The organism is Kribbella soli (assembly GCF_004331345.1).
Lineage (GTDB): Bacteria > Actinomycetota > Actinomycetes > Propionibacteriales > Kribbellaceae > Kribbella > Kribbella soli.
Genome location: NZ_SJJZ01000002.1, coordinates 401,234 through 415,968, shown reverse-complemented (window position 1 = coordinate 415,968; position 14,735 = coordinate 401,234). Strand labels below are relative to the sequence as shown.

Sequence of the window (14,735 nt, the reverse complement as noted above, 5' to 3'; positions counted from 1 at the left end):
GATTATCCGCAGAACCCCGGCGGCAGTGCACCGCAGGGGACGAGGCCGCCGCGCTCCAGGACCGGCCGGGCCTGGGTCGAGCGGACGTAGTCGAGGAACGCCGCGGTCAGCGACTTCGCGTCTGGTGCCCGGTACGTGTACGCGTGCTCGACCTCCCAGAACTTGTACGACCGGTCCGCCACCTTCGACGTGTCCGGTACGACGTTGTCGATGGTGACCGCCGCAAGCTCCGGGAACTTCCGCGCCGTGCCGAGCTCGGCGTACCCGATCGCGCCGTCGATCTCGTTCACCCGGGTGAGCAGCTCGTCCGTCGTACCGACCTCGCACCGGTGGTACTTCGCCACGGCCGCGTCGTCGTCGCGACGGCAGTCGTCCGAGGTGATCCCGAGCTCCTGATCGCCGCCGAGCACCTTCTCGCGGAACACGAGCCGCGAGCCGGAGTCCGGCCCGACGCGGCTGACCATCCGGATCGGCAGGTCCTTGCCGCCGAGCTGGTTCCAGTTGGTGATCTTGCCGGTGTAGATCTTGCGCAGTTCGTCCGTGGTCAGGTCCGTGACGTCGGCCGCCCGGTTGACGACGACCGCGAACACCACGACCGCGACCGCCTCGCCGCTGAGGTTGGGGGCGTCTGCGGCCGGCCCGTCGGACATGGCGATCACCTTGCTGGCCGCGGCCGCGTCTTTCGCGCCCAGGTCCCTGAGATCGCCCACGCCGCGCCGGCTGCCGTTCGCCGCGATCGTGATGTCCGCCTGCGAGCAGTCCTTCGCGTACGCGCTCCGCAGCTCCGTCATCGTCGGCTCCACCGCCGTTGACCCGATCACCCGCAGCTGCCCCGACGCGCAGTTGTCCGGCGGCTGCAGTACGTCGACCAGGAAGAACGCCACCAGCGCGCCGACCAGCACCAACGTCGTCGCGCCGAACATCAACGTACGGCGACCTGGTCCCCGTGGCCGTGGTTCGTGGTAGACGCCGCCGTTCGCCCCGCCGGCCAGGTAGCCGGAGTGCGTGACGTCCTTGCCCTTCCCCGACAGCACGAGCAGGAACTTGAAGTGGTCGCCGCGGTTGATCGCCAGCTTCGGCACGGTGAGCGTGTCGGTGTCGACGTACTCATCGGGTGCCATCTCGGCCTCGATCAGGCCGCCGAGGGTGTCCGGGTGCGACTCGACCACCTTCATCCGGACGATCTTGCGGTCCGGGAAGCTGAACTTCACCAGGCCCTGCATGTCCCGCGCCTCGATGTCGGTGCCGGCGTTGTCCAGCCGGAGCAGCACGATGCTCGGGTCCTGGACGACCTTCGCCTGGTGTACGACCTCGATGTCGACCATCTCCCGGGCACGGTTCTGCCGCGGGTGTACGCCGATCTGCGCGTCCACCTGGACCCGGTAGACGAGCCGTTTGCGGCGCCACAGGTAACGGTCGAGCAGCCAGACGATCGATGTACCGAGCAGTGATACGAGGGCGATGACCGTGCCGAGATCGATGCTGCCGAGCCCTGAGAAATCGAGCAACTCTGTCCTCACTTCTACGAGTACCGGACGCTAGTCGCCGGTGGTGAACGCCTCCTTACGGTGCGATGACGCGCCGGGTGGAGACTTGGCCGGTTCGGGCTGCTCTGAGAGATTGGGCGGCATGGCTGAACAGGTGGATGTCGTCGTGGTGGGGCTCGGGGTCGGCGGGGAGGAGACGGCTGGGAGGCTGGCGCAAGCCGGGCTGCGTGTGGTCGGGATCGAGTCCCGGCTGGTCGGCGGTGAGTGCCCGTACTACGGGTGCATCCCGAGCAAGATGATGATCCGGGCCGCGAACCTGATCGCCGAGACCCGTCGCGTCGACGGCATCGCCGGTACGGCGACCGTGCAGCCGGACTGGACGCCGGTCGCGAAGCGGATCCGCGAGGAGGCGACCGACACCTGGAACGACCAGGTCGCCGTCGACCGGCTGGTGAACAAGGGCGCGACCGTCATCAAGGACGTCGCCACCGTCACCGGGCCGAACGCGGTCCGCGCCGGCGACACCGAGTACGAGGCGGCCCGCGGCATCGTGATCGCGACCGGCACGGTGCCGTCCGTCCCGCCGATCGACGGTCTCGCCGGTACGCCGTACTGGACGAACCGCGAGGCGATCGAGGTCGAGACGCTGCCCGCGTCACTGGTCGTCCTGGGCGGGGGCGCGATCGGCATGGAGCTGGCCCAGGTGTTCGCCCGTTTCGGCGTCCAGGTGTCCGTCGTCGAGGGTGCTCCCGAGGTGCTGTCGATGGAGGAGCCGGAGTCGGGCGAGCTGGCCCGCGAGGCACTGGAGCGCGACGGCGTGACGTTCCGCCTCGGGGCGCACGCGCAGCAGGTCGGGTATGCCGACGGCACGTTCACCGTCACGCTCGCGGACGGGGCGACGGCCAGCGGCGAGAAGTTGCTGGTGGCAACCGGTCGGCGGGTGGCGACCGCGGACCTCGGACTGGACAAGCTCGGTCTGGATCCGTCGGCGCGGCGGGTCGAGGTCGACGAGCACGTCCGCGCGGGCGACAAGGTCTGGGCGGTCGGCGACGTCACGGGCGTCGGCGCGTTCACCCACAACGCCATGTACCAGGCCGACATCGCGGTCCGCGACATCCTGCAGGAGGCGGACGCGCCGACCGCGAGCTACCACGCGATGCCGCGGGTCACGTTCACCGACCCGGAGATCGGTGCGGTCGGGATGACCGAGAAGCAGGCGCGGGACGCAGGCTTGAACGTGCGGATCGGATCGACCCCGATCCCGGCCTCGACGCGCGGCTGGATCCACAAGGCCGGCAACGAGGGCTTCATCAAGGTCGTGATGGACGCCGACCGGGGCGTGCTGGTCGGCGCGACGAGTGCCGGTCCGACGGGTGGCGAGGTGCTCAGCGCACTGGCGGTCGCGGTGCACGCCGCCGTACCGGTGAACACACTCCGTCAGATGATCTACGCATATCCGACTTTCCACCGTGCGATCAGTGAGGCACTGAAGGAGTTGTGAGATCGCTTGTTGCGATTCGGTCGCAACAAGAACAAGAATGTGCAGGTGCATGTTCCTGACGGCTTCTTCAACGCGCCAACGTCCGTTGCCACCGGTCTGATCGCGGCCGGGGCGGTCGGCTTCAGCCTGCAGCGGGCGAACCGTGAGCTCCGCGAGACCGGTCCGGCGCTGGCCGGGCTGACCGCTGCGTTCGTGTTCGCGGTGCAGATGGTGAACTTCCCGGTCGGCGCGGGCACCAGCGGTCACCTGCTCGGAGGCGCGCTCGCGGCCGCGCTCGTCGGCCCGTGGACCGCAGTACTGGTGATGTCGACAGTCCTCCTGGTGCAGGGGCTGTTGTTCGCCGACGGCGGGCTGACGGCGCTGGGCACGAACATCACGTTGATGGGCCTGATCACGGTGCTCGTCGGGTACTTCCTGACGCGGGCGCTGCTCAAGGTGCTGCCGCGCCGGGTCGGCAGCGTGGTACCGGCGGCGACCGTCGGCGCGCTGGTGTCAGTACCGGTCGCGGCCCTGGCGTTCACCGGGCTGTACTCGATCGGCGGTGCCGTTGACATCCCGCTCGGCAAACTCGCGACCGCGATGGTCGGCTGGCACGTCCTGGTCGGGATCGGCGAGGCGGTGATCACCGCGGCCGTGCTGAGCGCGGTCGTCGCGACCCGGCCGGACCTCGTGTACGCCGCTCGGCACCTGCAGCAGGACCTGGTCCTGGTCGATGCCGACGGCAACACTTCGACGGTGTCCCCGGACAGGCCGATCGCCGCGAAGCCGGCCGGCCGCTCGCTCGGTGTGGGTATCGCAGTGACGCTGCTCGTTGCGGGCGGGCTGAGCCTGTTCGCGAGCGCGCATCCCGACGGGCTGGAGTTCGTCGGCGCCAAGCTCGGGTTCGAGGGTGCGGCGAAGAACTCGGCGGTCGCGGGCAGTCCGCTGGCCGATTACGGCGTCCACGGGATCGGCAACGCTCAGGTGTCCGGCGCACTGGCCGGGATCATCGGCGTACTGGTGACGATCGTCGTCGGCCTCGCGATCGCCAAGCTCGCCTCTCTCCGGGCCAACAAGGCGTCATGAGTGGTGACGGCCTGCTCGTCGCGGTGGACAGCCCGGTCCACCGGGTCCCGGCGCAGGTGAAGCTCGTCGCACTGTTCGTGTTCGTGCTCGCGGTCGTCTCCACCCCGGCCGCGATCTTCTGGGCTTTTGGCCTGTACGCCGTGATGCTCGTCGCGGCTGTCGTCGTCGCGAAGCTGCCGGCGACCGTGGTGTCGCGGCGGCTCGCGGTCGAGACGCCGTTCATCGTGTTCGCGTTGTTGCTGCCGTTCGTCGCGACCGGTCCGCAGGTCGACGTACTCGGGCTGCATCTGTCCCAGTCGGGTGTGCTCGGTGCCTGGAACGTGCTGGCGAAGGGCACGCTCGGCGTGATCGCGGCGATCCTGCTGTCGGCGACGACCGCCCCGCGCGAGCTGCTGGCCGGGCTCGAGCGGCTGCGACTGCCGGCGACCCTCGTGGCGATCCTGTCGTTCATGGTTCGGTACCTCAGCGTCGTCTCGGACGACCTGCACCGGATGCGGGTCGCGCGGGAATCCCGCGGGTACACCGGCGGCCGGGTCGGTCATCTGAAGGCGGTCGCCGGGGGAGTGGGCGCCCTGTTCGTGCGGAGCTTCGAGCGTGGCGAGCGCGTCCATCTGGCGATGCGCTCGCGCGGCTATACCGGACGAATGCCGCTGCTCAGCGTCTCGGGCGCGACCCGGACCCAGTGGCTCGAGGGCCTGACGATCTCCCTCACCGCGGTGGCGATCGCGGTCGCGGCTAGGGTGGTGAGCTTGTGAGCGGTCCTGCGATTCAGGTCGAGCGGCTGGTGTTCGCCTATCCCGACGGGCGGCAGGCGCTGTTCGGTGTCGATTTCACCGTGGAGCGTGGCGAGCGGGTCGCGCTGCTCGGCCCGAACGGAGCCGGCAAGACGACGCTCGTGCTGCATCTCAACGGCATCCTCGGGTCGGTCGCCGGCGGGACCGGGAGCGGCCGTATCCAGATCGGCGGCACCGGGCTGCACCGGGAGCACCTCACCGAGATCCGGCGCAAGGTCGGTCTGGTCTTCCAGGACCCGGACGACCAGCTGTTCATGCCGACGGTCCGCGACGACGTGGCGTTCGGTCCCGCCAACCTGGGTCTGCGCGGCTCGGAGCTCGACGATCGCGTCCACGAGGCGCTGGTCCAGGTCGGCATGCAGGACCACGCCGACCTCGCGCCACATCATCTGTCGTTCGGTCAGCGCCGCCGGGTCGCTGTTGCCACGGTCCTCGCGATGCGTCCCGAAGTACTGGTTCTCGACGAGCCGTCGAGCAACCTCGATCCCGCGGCCCGCCGCGAGCTCGCCGATATCCTGGCCGGGCTCGACGTCACGCTGCTGATGATCACCCACGACCTGCCGTACGCGCTGCAGCTGTGCGAGCGGAGCCTGCTGATGGACAGCGGCCGGATCGTGGCCGACGGCAAGACCCGTGACCTGCTCGGCGACGCCGACCTGATGGCCGCGCACCGTCTCGAGCTGCCGTACGGATTCGATCCCCTCTCCGTCCCTGGTCCGGAGCGTTCATGAAGATCACCGCGGTCACCGTCGAGGTCACGTCGGAGCCCAAGGCCCATCCCGTGCGGGACGCGATCCAGTTGCTCGATCGCAACGGCGTCACCAGGGTCCGGATCGACACCGACGAGGGCATCAGCGGCGTGAGTACGACGTACTTCGGTCGCGTCGAGAGCTCACCGGCCGTGCTGGCGAAGATCGTCACCGACCAGCTGGGGCCGGCGATCATCGGCGAGGATCCGGCTGTCATCCGGGGGATCCGGCAGCAGCTGCAGACGCTGACCGACTACCAGGGGACGGCGGGACTGTCGTCGTACGGGATCTCGGCGATCGACCAGGCGCTGTGGGATCTCCTCGGGAAATCGCTGGATGTGCCGGTGTGGAAGTTGCTCGGTGCGCAGCGGACCGCGATCCCGTCGTACGCGATGGTCGGCTGGCTCGAGCTCGACGTCGCCGGTCTCGAGCGCGTGTCCGCGCGGGCGATGGAGCAGGGTTTCCGGGGCGTGAAGATGAAGGTCGGCGGCGGGCCGCTGACCGAGGACGTGCAGCGGATCAAGGCGGTCCGGAACGTGATCGGGCCGGATGCGCCGCTGATGGTCGACGCCAATCAGGCCTTCGGGTACGCCGAGGCGCTGCGGCGCGGCCGGGTGTACGAGGAACTGGACTGCCGGTGGTTCGAGGAGCCGCTGCCGGCGGGAGACACCGACGGTCATGTCCGGTTGGCCGAGAAGCTGGACATCCCGATCGCGACGGGCGAGAACCGGTACGGGCAGGCCGCATTCCGGGACCTCATCGCGCGCGGCGGCGTCGGCGTCGTACAGCCTGACCTGCGGCGGGCCGGCGGGTTGACCGACTGCCTCGAGATCGGGTTGATGGCGGCCGGGTTCGGGGTTCCGTACGCGTCGCACGGCGGCGGCGCGCACATTCATGTGCTGGCGGCCCTGCCGAACACGATCTATGTGGAGAGCGGGCTGCTGCCCGCGGGCGTGCAACTTGTGGACGGTTGCTATCCCTTGCCGACGGGACCGGGTCTGTCGTCCTGGGACGGCTAGTTGGTGACAGTCACCTGGAATCTACGGTGAATTTGTTACCAGGACCTTGTTTGTTACTCGCGGGTCAGCGAAAGTGACGTTGAGTACTTCAGTCGTTACCTCCCGCTCAGGCAAAGGCGGTCCGCCCCCATGAAGTCATTCGCCAGTTTGCTCACTGCCGCGGCCCTCGGTGCCGCGATGCTGCTCAGCCCGGGTGTCGCGCATGCCGCGGCGCCGAACTACGTCGCACTCGGCGACTCGTACGCCTCCGGTGTCGGGACCCGCACCTACATCGAGAGCAGCGGGTCCTGCCAGCGCTCCACCAAGGCGTACGCGTACATCGACGCCGGCCGGCTCGGCGCGAACCTCACGTTCGTCGCCTGCTCCGGCGCCAGGGTCGCCGACGTCACCGCGAATCAGCTGTCGTCGGTGACGAGCTCGACCAACATCGTCTCCGTCCAGGTCGGTGGCAACGACGCCGGGTTCTCGTCGGTCATCACCGAATGCGCGAAGCCGTCGTGGCTCGGCGACTGCTCCAGCGCGGTCGCGAACGCGAACTCGATCATCAACAACACGCTGCCCGGCCGGCTGAACAGCCTGTACTCGTCGATCCGCAGCCGGGCGTCGTCGGCGAAGGTCGTCGTGGTCGGGTATCCGCGGCTGTTCAACGGCACCGACTGCAACGCCGGCACGTTCTTCAGCCCGGACGAGATGACCAAGCTGAACGCGACCGCCGACCTGCTGAACTCGAAGGTCTCGGCGTCGGCGAGCGCGGCCGGTTTCACCTTCGTGGACCCGACGTCGAAGTTCATCGGGCACGCGGTGTGCGGCAGCCCGGAGTGGGTCAACGGCCTGTCCAACCCGGTCAGCGAGTCCTACCACCCGAACGTGACCGGCCAGGCGGCGTACGCCGATCTGGTCGGGCCTGCGCTCTGACGACAGGCTCCAGCTAGGCGCCGCCCCGGTTCGCCGGGGCGGCGTCTTTCATTTGGGGATGCGCTCTCGCTCGGTTCGTGGTGTCATGCTGAAGTGGCGCGGAGGTCTGTGAATTGGCTACTGGCGGCCAGGATGCAGGCCAACTGCCTCGAGCGTCCGGTGAACGAGGCCGGCCCCGGAGGGGTGGCCGACGTCGTACGCCGGGCGGGGGGACTCCAGGCCCAGACCTGGCGAGGAGCGTCGTACGCCGTCCGCGCCCGATCGACCGCGACCACGCTCGCCGATGTCTCGACGGCCCAGGAATCCGACCGCTCCGTGATCCGCGGCTGGTTCATGCGCGGCACCCTCCAACTCGTCACGACCGAGGACGCCGGCCCGCTGCTCGGCCTGCTCGGCCCGAAACTGATCAAGGACACCGAACGCCGGTTCGGTGAACTCGGCCTGCCGGAACGCATCCGGGCCGAGGCTGCCGACCTTCTCGAGGACTGGCTGCTGACCCACGGTCCGTGCAACCGCGCTGAGTTGGCCGACGTGCTGGTGCGCGCCGGGCTGATCGCCGAGCCGAAAGGGCAGGCGGTCTACGCCCTCATCCGGTACACGGGCCTGCTCGGACGCCTCTGCTACGGACCCGGCGAAACCTGGGTCGCCGTCCGCGACTGGCTGGGCAAGCCACTGGTCCTCGAGGGCGAACCCGAGGACCTGGCCCGCCGCTACCTGACCGCCTACGGGCCGGCCACCCCACGCGACTTCGCGACCTGGTCGGGTCTGCCGGTCCCGCTCGCGCGCCGGGCCGTGGAGGCGGTGGCCACGACCTCCTTCGAGGTCGAGACCACCGAGCTCCACGCTGTGGACGACCTGCCCGGCTGCAACGACGTACGCCTGGTGGGCGAGTTCGACACGTACCTACTCGGCTATCAGAACCGACACGTCGACCTACCGAAATCGATCTTCCCGGGCGGTGGCATGCTGCGTCCCGCAGTCGTGCGAGCCGGCCGCCCGATCGGCACCTGGCAGCACGCCACCCTCGAGGTCGACCTCTTCGAGCCAGCGGATCTGGCCCAAGAGCTGGCCGACATCAACCGCTTCCTAGGCGACTGACACGTACTCGCGGAGATGCTCGGCAGTAATGGTCGGGCTGCTTTCGACCAGGTCCGCGGGGGTCCCGGTGAAGACGACCTGACCGCCGTCGTGGCCGGCTCCCGGGCCGATGTCGATGAGCCAGTCGGCGTGCGCCATCACCGCCTGGTGGTGCTCGATCACGATGACTGTGTTGCCTTGGTCGACGAGAGTGTCGAGCATGCCGAGGAGCTTGTCGACGTCGGCGAGGTGCAGTCCGGTCGTCGGCTCGTCGAGGATGTAGATCGACCCGGTCCGGCCCATGTTGATCGCCAGCTTGAGCCGCTGACGTTCACCACCCGACAGTGTGGTCAGCGGCTGCCCGAGTCCGATGTACCCCAGCCCGACCGTCGCGAGCCGGTCCAGGATCGTCCGTGCCGTACCGGTCCCGAAGAACTCGCGCGCCTCGGCCACCGTCATCCGCAGTACTTCGCTGATGTTCTTGCCGCGCAGCCGATATCCGAGCACCTCGGCCGTGAACCGGGCGCCGTTGCAGTCCTCGCACACCGACGCGACCTCGGCCATCATCGCGAGGTCCGTGTACACCAGCCCGATGCCCTTGCAGGTCGGACAGGCACCGACCGAGTTCGCGCTGAACAGCCCCGGCTTCACCTTGTTGGCCTTGGCGAACGCCGCGCGAATGGGATCCAGCAGGCCCGTGTACGTCGCCGGATTGCTGCGCTTCGACCCGCGGATCGGTTCCTGACCCGCGATGATCACGCCGTCCCGTCCGGCCAGCGAGCCGTGGATCAGCGAACTCTTCCCGGATCCCGCGACACCGGTCACCACCGTGAGGACGCCGAGCGGAACGTCCACACTCACATCGCGCAGATTGTGCAGCGTCGCATGCTCGATCGCGATCTCCCCGGTCGGCCGCCGTACGTCGTCCCGCACGGTCACCCGGTGATCGAGGTACTGCCCGGTGAGCGTCCCGGAGGCCTTCAAACCGTCCAGGTTGCCGGCGTAGCAGAGCCGGCCGCCGGACAGCCCCGCGCCCGGACCGAGGTCGACGACGTGATCGGCGATCCGGATCGTCTCCGGCTTGTGCTCGACGACCAGCACCGTGTTGCCCTTGTCCCGCAGTTGCAGCAGCAGGTCGTTCATCTGCTGGATGTCGTGCGGATGCAGGCCGACCGTCGGCTCGTCGAAGACATAGGTGACATCGCTCAGGCTGGACCCGAGATGACGCACCAGCTTCACCCGTTGCGCCTCACCACCGGACAGCGTCGACGACTCGCGATCCAGGCTCAGATAGCCAAGCCCGATCGTCACGAAGGACTCGAGCAGGTGCCGGAGCCCTTCCAGCATCGGCCCGACTCCCGAATGGTTGACCCCGGCAACGAACTCGGCGAGATCGCTGATCTGCAGCGCCGAACACTCACCGATCGTCCGCCCGTCCACGGTCACGCTCCGGGCAGCCGCGTTGAGCCGTACGCCGCCGCACTCCGAGCACGTCTCCTGCCGGATCGCGCGCTCGGCGAACGCCCGCGCGTGGCTCTGCATCGACTGCGGATCCTTGCTCAGGTACTGCCGTTTGAGCTTGCTGATGAGCCCTTCGAAGGTCAGGTTGCTCTTCCCGACCCGGATCTTCATCGGCTCCTGGTGCAGGAACTGCTGCCACGCCTCGGCCGGGTAGTCCTTCAGCGGCAGGTCCGGGTCGAACAGGCCCGAATGGGCCATCAGTTGCCAGTGCCAAGTGTCGACCGAGTACCCAGGCGCCTTGATCGGTCCCTGGTTGAGGGTCTTGTCGCGATCCACGAGCTCGTCGAGGTTGAACTCGGTGGTCCGCCCGAGACCCTCGCACAGCGGGCACATGCCTTCGGCCCGGTTGAAGCTGAAGACCGAGGGCGGTCCGGCGTACGGCGTCCCGGCGCGGCTGAACAGGACCCGCAGCATGGTGTGGGCGTCGGTCGCCGTACCGACGGTGGAGCGGGCGTTGGCGCCGATCCGTTCCTGGTCGACGATGATGGCGGCGGACAGGTTCTGCAGCGCGTCCACGTCCGGCCGGCCGAGGCTCGGCATGAAGTTCTGGACGAACGCGGTGTAGGTCTCGTTGATGAGCCGCTGGGACTCGGCGGCGATGGTGTCGAAGACGAGTGAGGACTTGCCGGAACCGGAGACTCCGGTGAAGACGGTGAGCCGGCGTTTCGGGATGTCGAGCGAGACGCCGCTGAGGTTGTTCTCGCGGGCGCCGCGCACCTGGATGACGTCGTGACTGTCAGCAGGAAGCATCCTTCAATGCTCTCATTGAACCGTTCATAGGAACTTTTGCTCGACGCTCAAGCAGAGGAGGGGAAGAAAAGTCTCAACGCTGTCCGGAAGGTTTGCGGGCCACCCGGGCGACCTCGTCGAGCAGATCCTGCAGCTGGGCCGCGAGCTGGGTGCGGGCGGTGGGGGACAGCGACGCGACCAGCTCGGCCTCCCGCGTGAGCACCTGGTCGACCGTCCGCTCGATCAGATCGTGGCCGGCCTCGGTGAGCGTCACGACGACCGCGCGGCTCCCGTCGTCCGCGGTCCGCCGCGTGACCAGCCCGCCGGCCTCGGCGCGGGCGACCCGCTGCGAGATCGCTCCGGCGGTGACGAGCGTACGGCGGGACAGTTCGCGCGTACTGAGCTCGTACGGCGTGCCCGCGCGCCGCAGCACGCTGAGCAGATCGAGCGTCGCGGGATCCACGCCGGCGTCCGCCAGCACGCGGCGCCGGTCGTCGGCGAACAACTTCGCCAGCCGCCACAGGGGAGTGACGATCTCGATCGAGTCGGTCGGCGTACCGGGGCGTTCGCGCTGCCAGGCGCGGGCGATCTCGGCGGCGGGGTACGGACTCGGGGAATCGAGCGGGTAGGAGTCGGCCACGGGACCCATGGTACGTTTAGGTCTAAACATTTAGAGCTAAACGTGAGGATTTCAGGATGAGGACGATCGTGGTGACCGGGGGAGCGACCGGGATCGGGCGAGCGACCGCGGAGCGGTTCCGCGCGGACGGTGACGACGTGGTGATCACCGGACGGCGCGCCGACGTACTCGAGAAGACTGCCGCGGACCTCGGGGCCAGGGGAGTGGTGTGCGACGCGACCGACCCGGCGCAGGTCGAGCGGCTGCTGGATCAACTGCCCGAGACGGTCGATGTCTTGGTCAACAACGCCGGCGGCAACACCGACTTCGGGCGGCCCGACGGCGATCTCGCGCAACTGAAGGCGAACTGGCTGGCGAACCTCGACGCCAACCTGATCAGCGCAGTCCTCACGACAACCGCCCTCGCACCGCGGCTGACCACCGCCGTCGTCCATCTGGGCTCGATCGCCGGCGCCCGCGGTGCAGGTTCGTACGGCGCTTCGAAGGCAGCGCTGGCGATGTGGAACGTCGACGCGGCGACCGAGCTCGGGGCCTGGGGCGTGACCTCCAATGTGGTCGCGCCGGGGTTCACCGCCGAGACGGAGTTCTTCCAGGGCCGGCTCACCGACGAGCGCCGCGCGACTTTGCTCCAGGCAACGTTGACCAAGCGCGAGGGCGAGGTCGCCGACATCGCCGGCACCATCCACTTCCTGGCGTCACCCGCCGGCCGCCACGTCACCGGTCAGGTCCTGCACGTGAACGGCGGAGCTCTCATTACGCGCTGATGCGTGACAACGTGTGCCAGGTGTGACAATGGGCGGCATGCGTCCCACCGTCAAAGATGTCGCCAAGCTCGCCGGGGTGTCGCCGAAGACGGTGTCGAACGTGATCAACGGCGTCGTGTTCGTGCGCCCGGAGACCCGGGCCCGGGTGGAGAGCGCGCTCGTCGAGCTCGACTACGTGCCGAACATGAGCGCCCGCGGTCTGCGCAACGGCCGCTCCGGCATGATCGCGCTGGCGCTGCCCGACCTGCTCCGGCCGTACTCCGCGGAGATCGTTCACCTGGTCGTCGAGCTCGCCCACGAGCGCGGCTGGGGTGTGCAGATCGAGCAGACCGCGGCGGAGCCCAAGCGTGAGTTCGAGCTGCTCTCGAAGGCCCGCGCGTACCTCGTGGACGGCCTCATTCTGAACCCGGTGAACCTCGACGACAGCGCGGTGATGACGGCAGGCCCGCTGCCGCCCCTGGTACTGATTGGCGACGTCGACCAGGACGTCGTCAGCCAGGTCGCGATCGACAATGTGGCGGCCGCGCGGGACCTGACCAAACACCTGCTGGCACAGGGCTGCCGGCGCATCGCAGCCGTCGGTACGCCGGAGATCCCACGCGGCTCGAGCGGCGCCGGAGTCCTCGGTGGATCGGCCGAAGCTCCGGGTACGGCGGCGTCGCGGCTGCGGACCGCGGGATACCACCAGGCGCTCGAGGAGGCCGGCGTACCGATCGATCCGAGCCTGGAGATCAGCCTCGACCGCTGGCGGCCCGAGGGTGCCGCGACCGTCGTGGGGAAGTACCTGGCCGAGCACGAGTTGCCGGACGCGTTCTTCTGCTTCACCGACACGCTGGCCTCCGGCGCCTTGTCCGCGCTGTGGAGCGCGGGCATCGACGTACCGAAGCAGACCCTGGTGGCCGGGTTCGACAACATCCTCGACAGCCAGTTCATGATCCCGCCGCTGACCACGATCGCCTTCGACCGGCGGGAGTTCGTCGCCGCGGCCCTCGACCTGCTGGCCGAGCGGATGGCGGACACGGGTGCGCCGCCGCGCAGGGTGATGATCCCGCACCGCGTGGTCGAGCGCGCCAGCACCGCACGTTAACGGATACGTTTCCACAAAATCCCACATCGGAGTCTTGTGCCGGTCATTCTAACGATGTAATTTTCGGTCCGCCCCGAAGGAGACCGAATGACTGAAGATTTCTCCCGACGCAGCCTGCTCAAGGCAGCGGCGGCGCTGGCCGGTGGTGGGTTGCTCGTCGGCTGCGCCCCCGGCGCGTCGCGTTCGACGACCAACCTGAACTACTGGCACCTCTTGACCGGTGGTGACGGCACGGTGATGGCAGGCCTGGTGGACGCCGTCAACGCCGCGAACCTCGGCTTTCGCACGACCCAGACGGTGCTCGCCTGGGGTCCGCCGTACTACACGAAGCTCGCGATGGCGTCGGCCGGCGGCCGCGCTCCGGACGTGGCGGTCATGCACGCGTCCCGGATCGCCGGGTACGCGCCGGGCGGCCTGCTCGAGCCGTGGGATCTCGACCTGCTCGCCGAGGCCGGACTGCGCAAGGAGGACTTCCCCGCCCGTGTCTGGGAGAAGTGTCAGTACGACGGGAAGCTCTACGCGATCGCCCTCGACACGCACCCGTTCGTGCTCTACTACAACACCGATCACGCCGAGAAGGCCGGTGTCACGGAGGCTCTGCACTCGCTGAAGAGCCCGGAGGAGTTCACCGAGGTCGCGACCAAGCTGCAGAAGGTCACCGGGAAGCACGGCCTGTCGTACGGCTACCTGGGTGACGGCGCGCAGATGTGGCGGCTGTTCTACACCCTGTACCGGCAGACCGGCGCAGACATGAAGCTTGTACCCGGTCAGCAGGCGGAGGTCGACAAGGATGCCGCGGTCAAGACCCTGACCTTCATCCGGTCCTTGCTCAACGACACGATCGCCTCGCGCAGCGGCGACGGCGGTACGGCGACCAGCGAGTTCCTGCACGGCGAGAGCGGCATGTTCTTCGGCGGTGTCTGGGAGCTCCCGGTGCTGAAGGAAGCGAAGCTGCCCATCGACGCGGTACCGATCCCGACCATGTTCGGGACGCAGGCCGCGTACGCCGACTCGCACACGTTCGTGCTGCCGCGGCAGTCGAAGGTGTCGCCGGAGCGCCGCAAGCACGTCTACACGATGGTGGCCGAGCTGCTGAAGCGGTCGGTGAAGTGGGCCGGCGGCGGCCACATCCCGGCGTACCAGCCGGTCGCGACGAGCGCGGAGTACCAGGCGCTGAAGCCGCAGTCGAACTACGCGGGCATTCCGGCGTACGTGAACTACGACCCGGACGTGTGGTTCAGCGGCGCGGGCAGCGACTTCCAGAACTACTTCGCCGAGAACGTGCAGAACGTGTTCCTCGGCAGTGGTGATCCAGCGGCCGGCTTCGACGGTTTCGTCGCCCGGCTGAACAAGCTGCTCGACCGCCCGCAGCCGGTGTGAGAGGAGA

The 14,735-nt window shown here is 68.6% G+C and carries 13 protein-coding genes; 10 read left to right on the top strand and 3 right to left on the bottom strand.

Features of this window, described 5'->3' with window-relative positions; genetic code table 11:
- Positions 1 to 2: 2 nt before the first annotated feature.
- Complete coding sequence (locus E0H45_RS16235) at positions 3 to 1,520, bottom strand: PstS family phosphate ABC transporter substrate-binding protein (RefSeq protein WP_131338173.1); 1,518 nt, start codon at positions 1,518 to 1,520, stop codon at positions 3 to 5.
- A 109-nt stretch (positions 1,521 to 1,629) separates the two neighbouring features.
- On the opposite strand from E0H45_RS16235, the gene E0H45_RS16230 reads away from it, so the two are divergent.
- The 7 genes from E0H45_RS16230 to E0H45_RS16200 all read left to right on the top strand — a co-directional run bounded on the left by E0H45_RS16230 (position 1,630) and on the right by E0H45_RS16200 (position 8,628).
- Positions 1,630 to 2,988, top strand: coding sequence for a dihydrolipoyl dehydrogenase family protein (locus E0H45_RS16230; RefSeq protein WP_131338172.1), 1,359 nt, complete (start codon positions 1,630 to 1,632; stop codon positions 2,986 to 2,988).
- A gap of 45 nt (positions 2,989 to 3,033) precedes the next feature.
- Positions 3,034 to 4,053 (top strand): energy-coupling factor ABC transporter permease, encoded by a 1,020-nt coding sequence (locus E0H45_RS16225; RefSeq protein WP_131338171.1) that lies wholly within the window; start codon positions 3,034 to 3,036, stop codon positions 4,051 to 4,053.
- Entirely contained in the window at positions 4,050 to 4,808 is a 759-nt protein-coding gene (cbiQ, locus tag E0H45_RS16220; RefSeq protein WP_131338170.1) for a cobalt ECF transporter T component CbiQ, read from the top strand. Before E0H45_RS16225 ends, cbiQ begins: the two co-directional genes overlap by 4 nt.
- Positions 4,805 to 5,578: an energy-coupling factor ABC transporter ATP-binding protein gene (locus tag E0H45_RS16215; protein WP_131338169.1), complete on the top strand. Its 774-nt coding sequence runs from the start codon at positions 4,805 to 4,807 to the stop codon at positions 5,576 to 5,578. The genes cbiQ and E0H45_RS16215 overlap by 4 nt, the downstream gene beginning before the upstream one ends.
- The gene (locus E0H45_RS16210) at positions 5,575 to 6,615 is read left to right on the top strand and encodes a mandelate racemase/muconate lactonizing enzyme family protein (RefSeq protein WP_131338168.1); all 1,041 of its coding nucleotides are present in this window, start codon (positions 5,575 to 5,577) and stop codon (positions 6,613 to 6,615) included. Before E0H45_RS16215 ends, E0H45_RS16210 begins: the two co-directional genes overlap by 4 nt.
- 129 nt (positions 6,616 to 6,744) lie before the next feature.
- Entirely contained in the window at positions 6,745 to 7,530 is a 786-nt protein-coding gene (locus E0H45_RS16205) for an SGNH/GDSL hydrolase family protein (protein WP_131338167.1), read from the top strand.
- Between the two features lie 108 nt (positions 7,531 to 7,638).
- The gene (locus E0H45_RS16200) at positions 7,639 to 8,628 is read left to right on the top strand and encodes a winged helix DNA-binding domain-containing protein (RefSeq protein WP_131338166.1); all 990 of its coding nucleotides are present in this window, start codon (positions 7,639 to 7,641) and stop codon (positions 8,626 to 8,628) included.
- Here the strand turns inward: E0H45_RS16200 and E0H45_RS16195 are convergent.
- Together E0H45_RS16195 and E0H45_RS16190 are read right to left on the bottom strand one after the other, a co-directional pair.
- Positions 8,617 to 10,878: an ATP-binding cassette domain-containing protein gene (locus E0H45_RS16195; RefSeq protein WP_131338165.1), complete on the bottom strand. Its 2,262-nt coding sequence runs from the start codon at positions 10,876 to 10,878 to the stop codon at positions 8,617 to 8,619. The genes E0H45_RS16200 and E0H45_RS16195 overlap by 12 nt on opposite strands.
- A gap of 73 nt (positions 10,879 to 10,951) precedes the next feature.
- Entirely contained in the window at positions 10,952 to 11,506 is a 555-nt protein-coding gene (locus E0H45_RS16190) for a MarR family winged helix-turn-helix transcriptional regulator (RefSeq protein ID WP_131338164.1), read from the bottom strand.
- Between the two features lie 47 nt (positions 11,507 to 11,553).
- Here E0H45_RS16190 and E0H45_RS16185 point away from each other — a divergent pair, with 47 nt between their 5' ends.
- The 3 genes from E0H45_RS16185 (at position 11,554) to E0H45_RS16175 (ending at position 14,728) form a co-directional block, all read left to right on the top strand.
- Complete coding sequence (locus E0H45_RS16185) at positions 11,554 to 12,261, top strand: SDR family NAD(P)-dependent oxidoreductase (RefSeq protein WP_131338163.1); 708 nt, start codon at positions 11,554 to 11,556, stop codon at positions 12,259 to 12,261.
- Between the two features lie 37 nt (positions 12,262 to 12,298).
- Positions 12,299 to 13,348, top strand: a complete 1,050-nt coding sequence (locus E0H45_RS16180; protein ID WP_131338162.1) for a LacI family DNA-binding transcriptional regulator — start codon at positions 12,299 to 12,301, stop codon at positions 13,346 to 13,348.
- An 87-nt stretch (positions 13,349 to 13,435) separates the two neighbouring features.
- Positions 13,436 to 14,728 carry an extracellular solute-binding protein gene (locus E0H45_RS16175; protein ID WP_131338161.1) on the top strand — a complete coding sequence of 431 codons (1,293 nt, stop codon included), beginning with the start codon at positions 13,436 to 13,438 and terminating at the stop codon, positions 14,726 to 14,728.
- Positions 14,729 to 14,735 lie beyond the last annotated feature (7 nt).

What these genes read in the sequence shown, in the direction of transcription:
- E0H45_RS16230 (WP_131338172.1), top strand. Translation starts at nt 1,630, where the DNA reads ATGGCTGAACAGGTGGATGTCGTCGTGGTGGGGCTCGGGGTCGGCGGG.
- cbiQ (WP_131338170.1), top strand. Translation starts at nt 4,050, where the DNA reads ATGAGTGGTGACGGCCTGCTCGTCGCGGTGGACAGCCCGGTCCACCGG.
- E0H45_RS16210 (WP_131338168.1), top strand. Translation starts at nt 5,575, where the DNA reads ATGAAGATCACCGCGGTCACCGTCGAGGTCACGTCGGAGCCCAAGGCC.
- E0H45_RS16205 (WP_131338167.1), top strand. Translation starts at nt 6,745, where the DNA reads ATGAAGTCATTCGCCAGTTTGCTCACTGCCGCGGCCCTCGGTGCCGCG.
- E0H45_RS16195 (WP_131338165.1), bottom strand. Translation starts at nt 10,878, where the DNA reads ATGCTTCCTGCTGACAGTCACGACGTCATCCAGGTGCGCGGCGCCCGC.
- E0H45_RS16190 (WP_131338164.1), bottom strand. Translation starts at nt 11,506, where the DNA reads ATGGGTCCCGTGGCCGACTCCTACCCGCTCGATTCCCCGAGTCCGTAC.
- E0H45_RS16185 (WP_131338163.1), top strand. Translation starts at nt 11,554, where the DNA reads ATGAGGACGATCGTGGTGACCGGGGGAGCGACCGGGATCGGGCGAGCG.
- E0H45_RS16180 (WP_131338162.1), top strand. Translation starts at nt 12,299, where the DNA reads ATGCGTCCCACCGTCAAAGATGTCGCCAAGCTCGCCGGGGTGTCGCCG.
- E0H45_RS16175 (WP_131338161.1), top strand. Translation starts at nt 13,436, where the DNA reads ATGACTGAAGATTTCTCCCGACGCAGCCTGCTCAAGGCAGCGGCGGCG.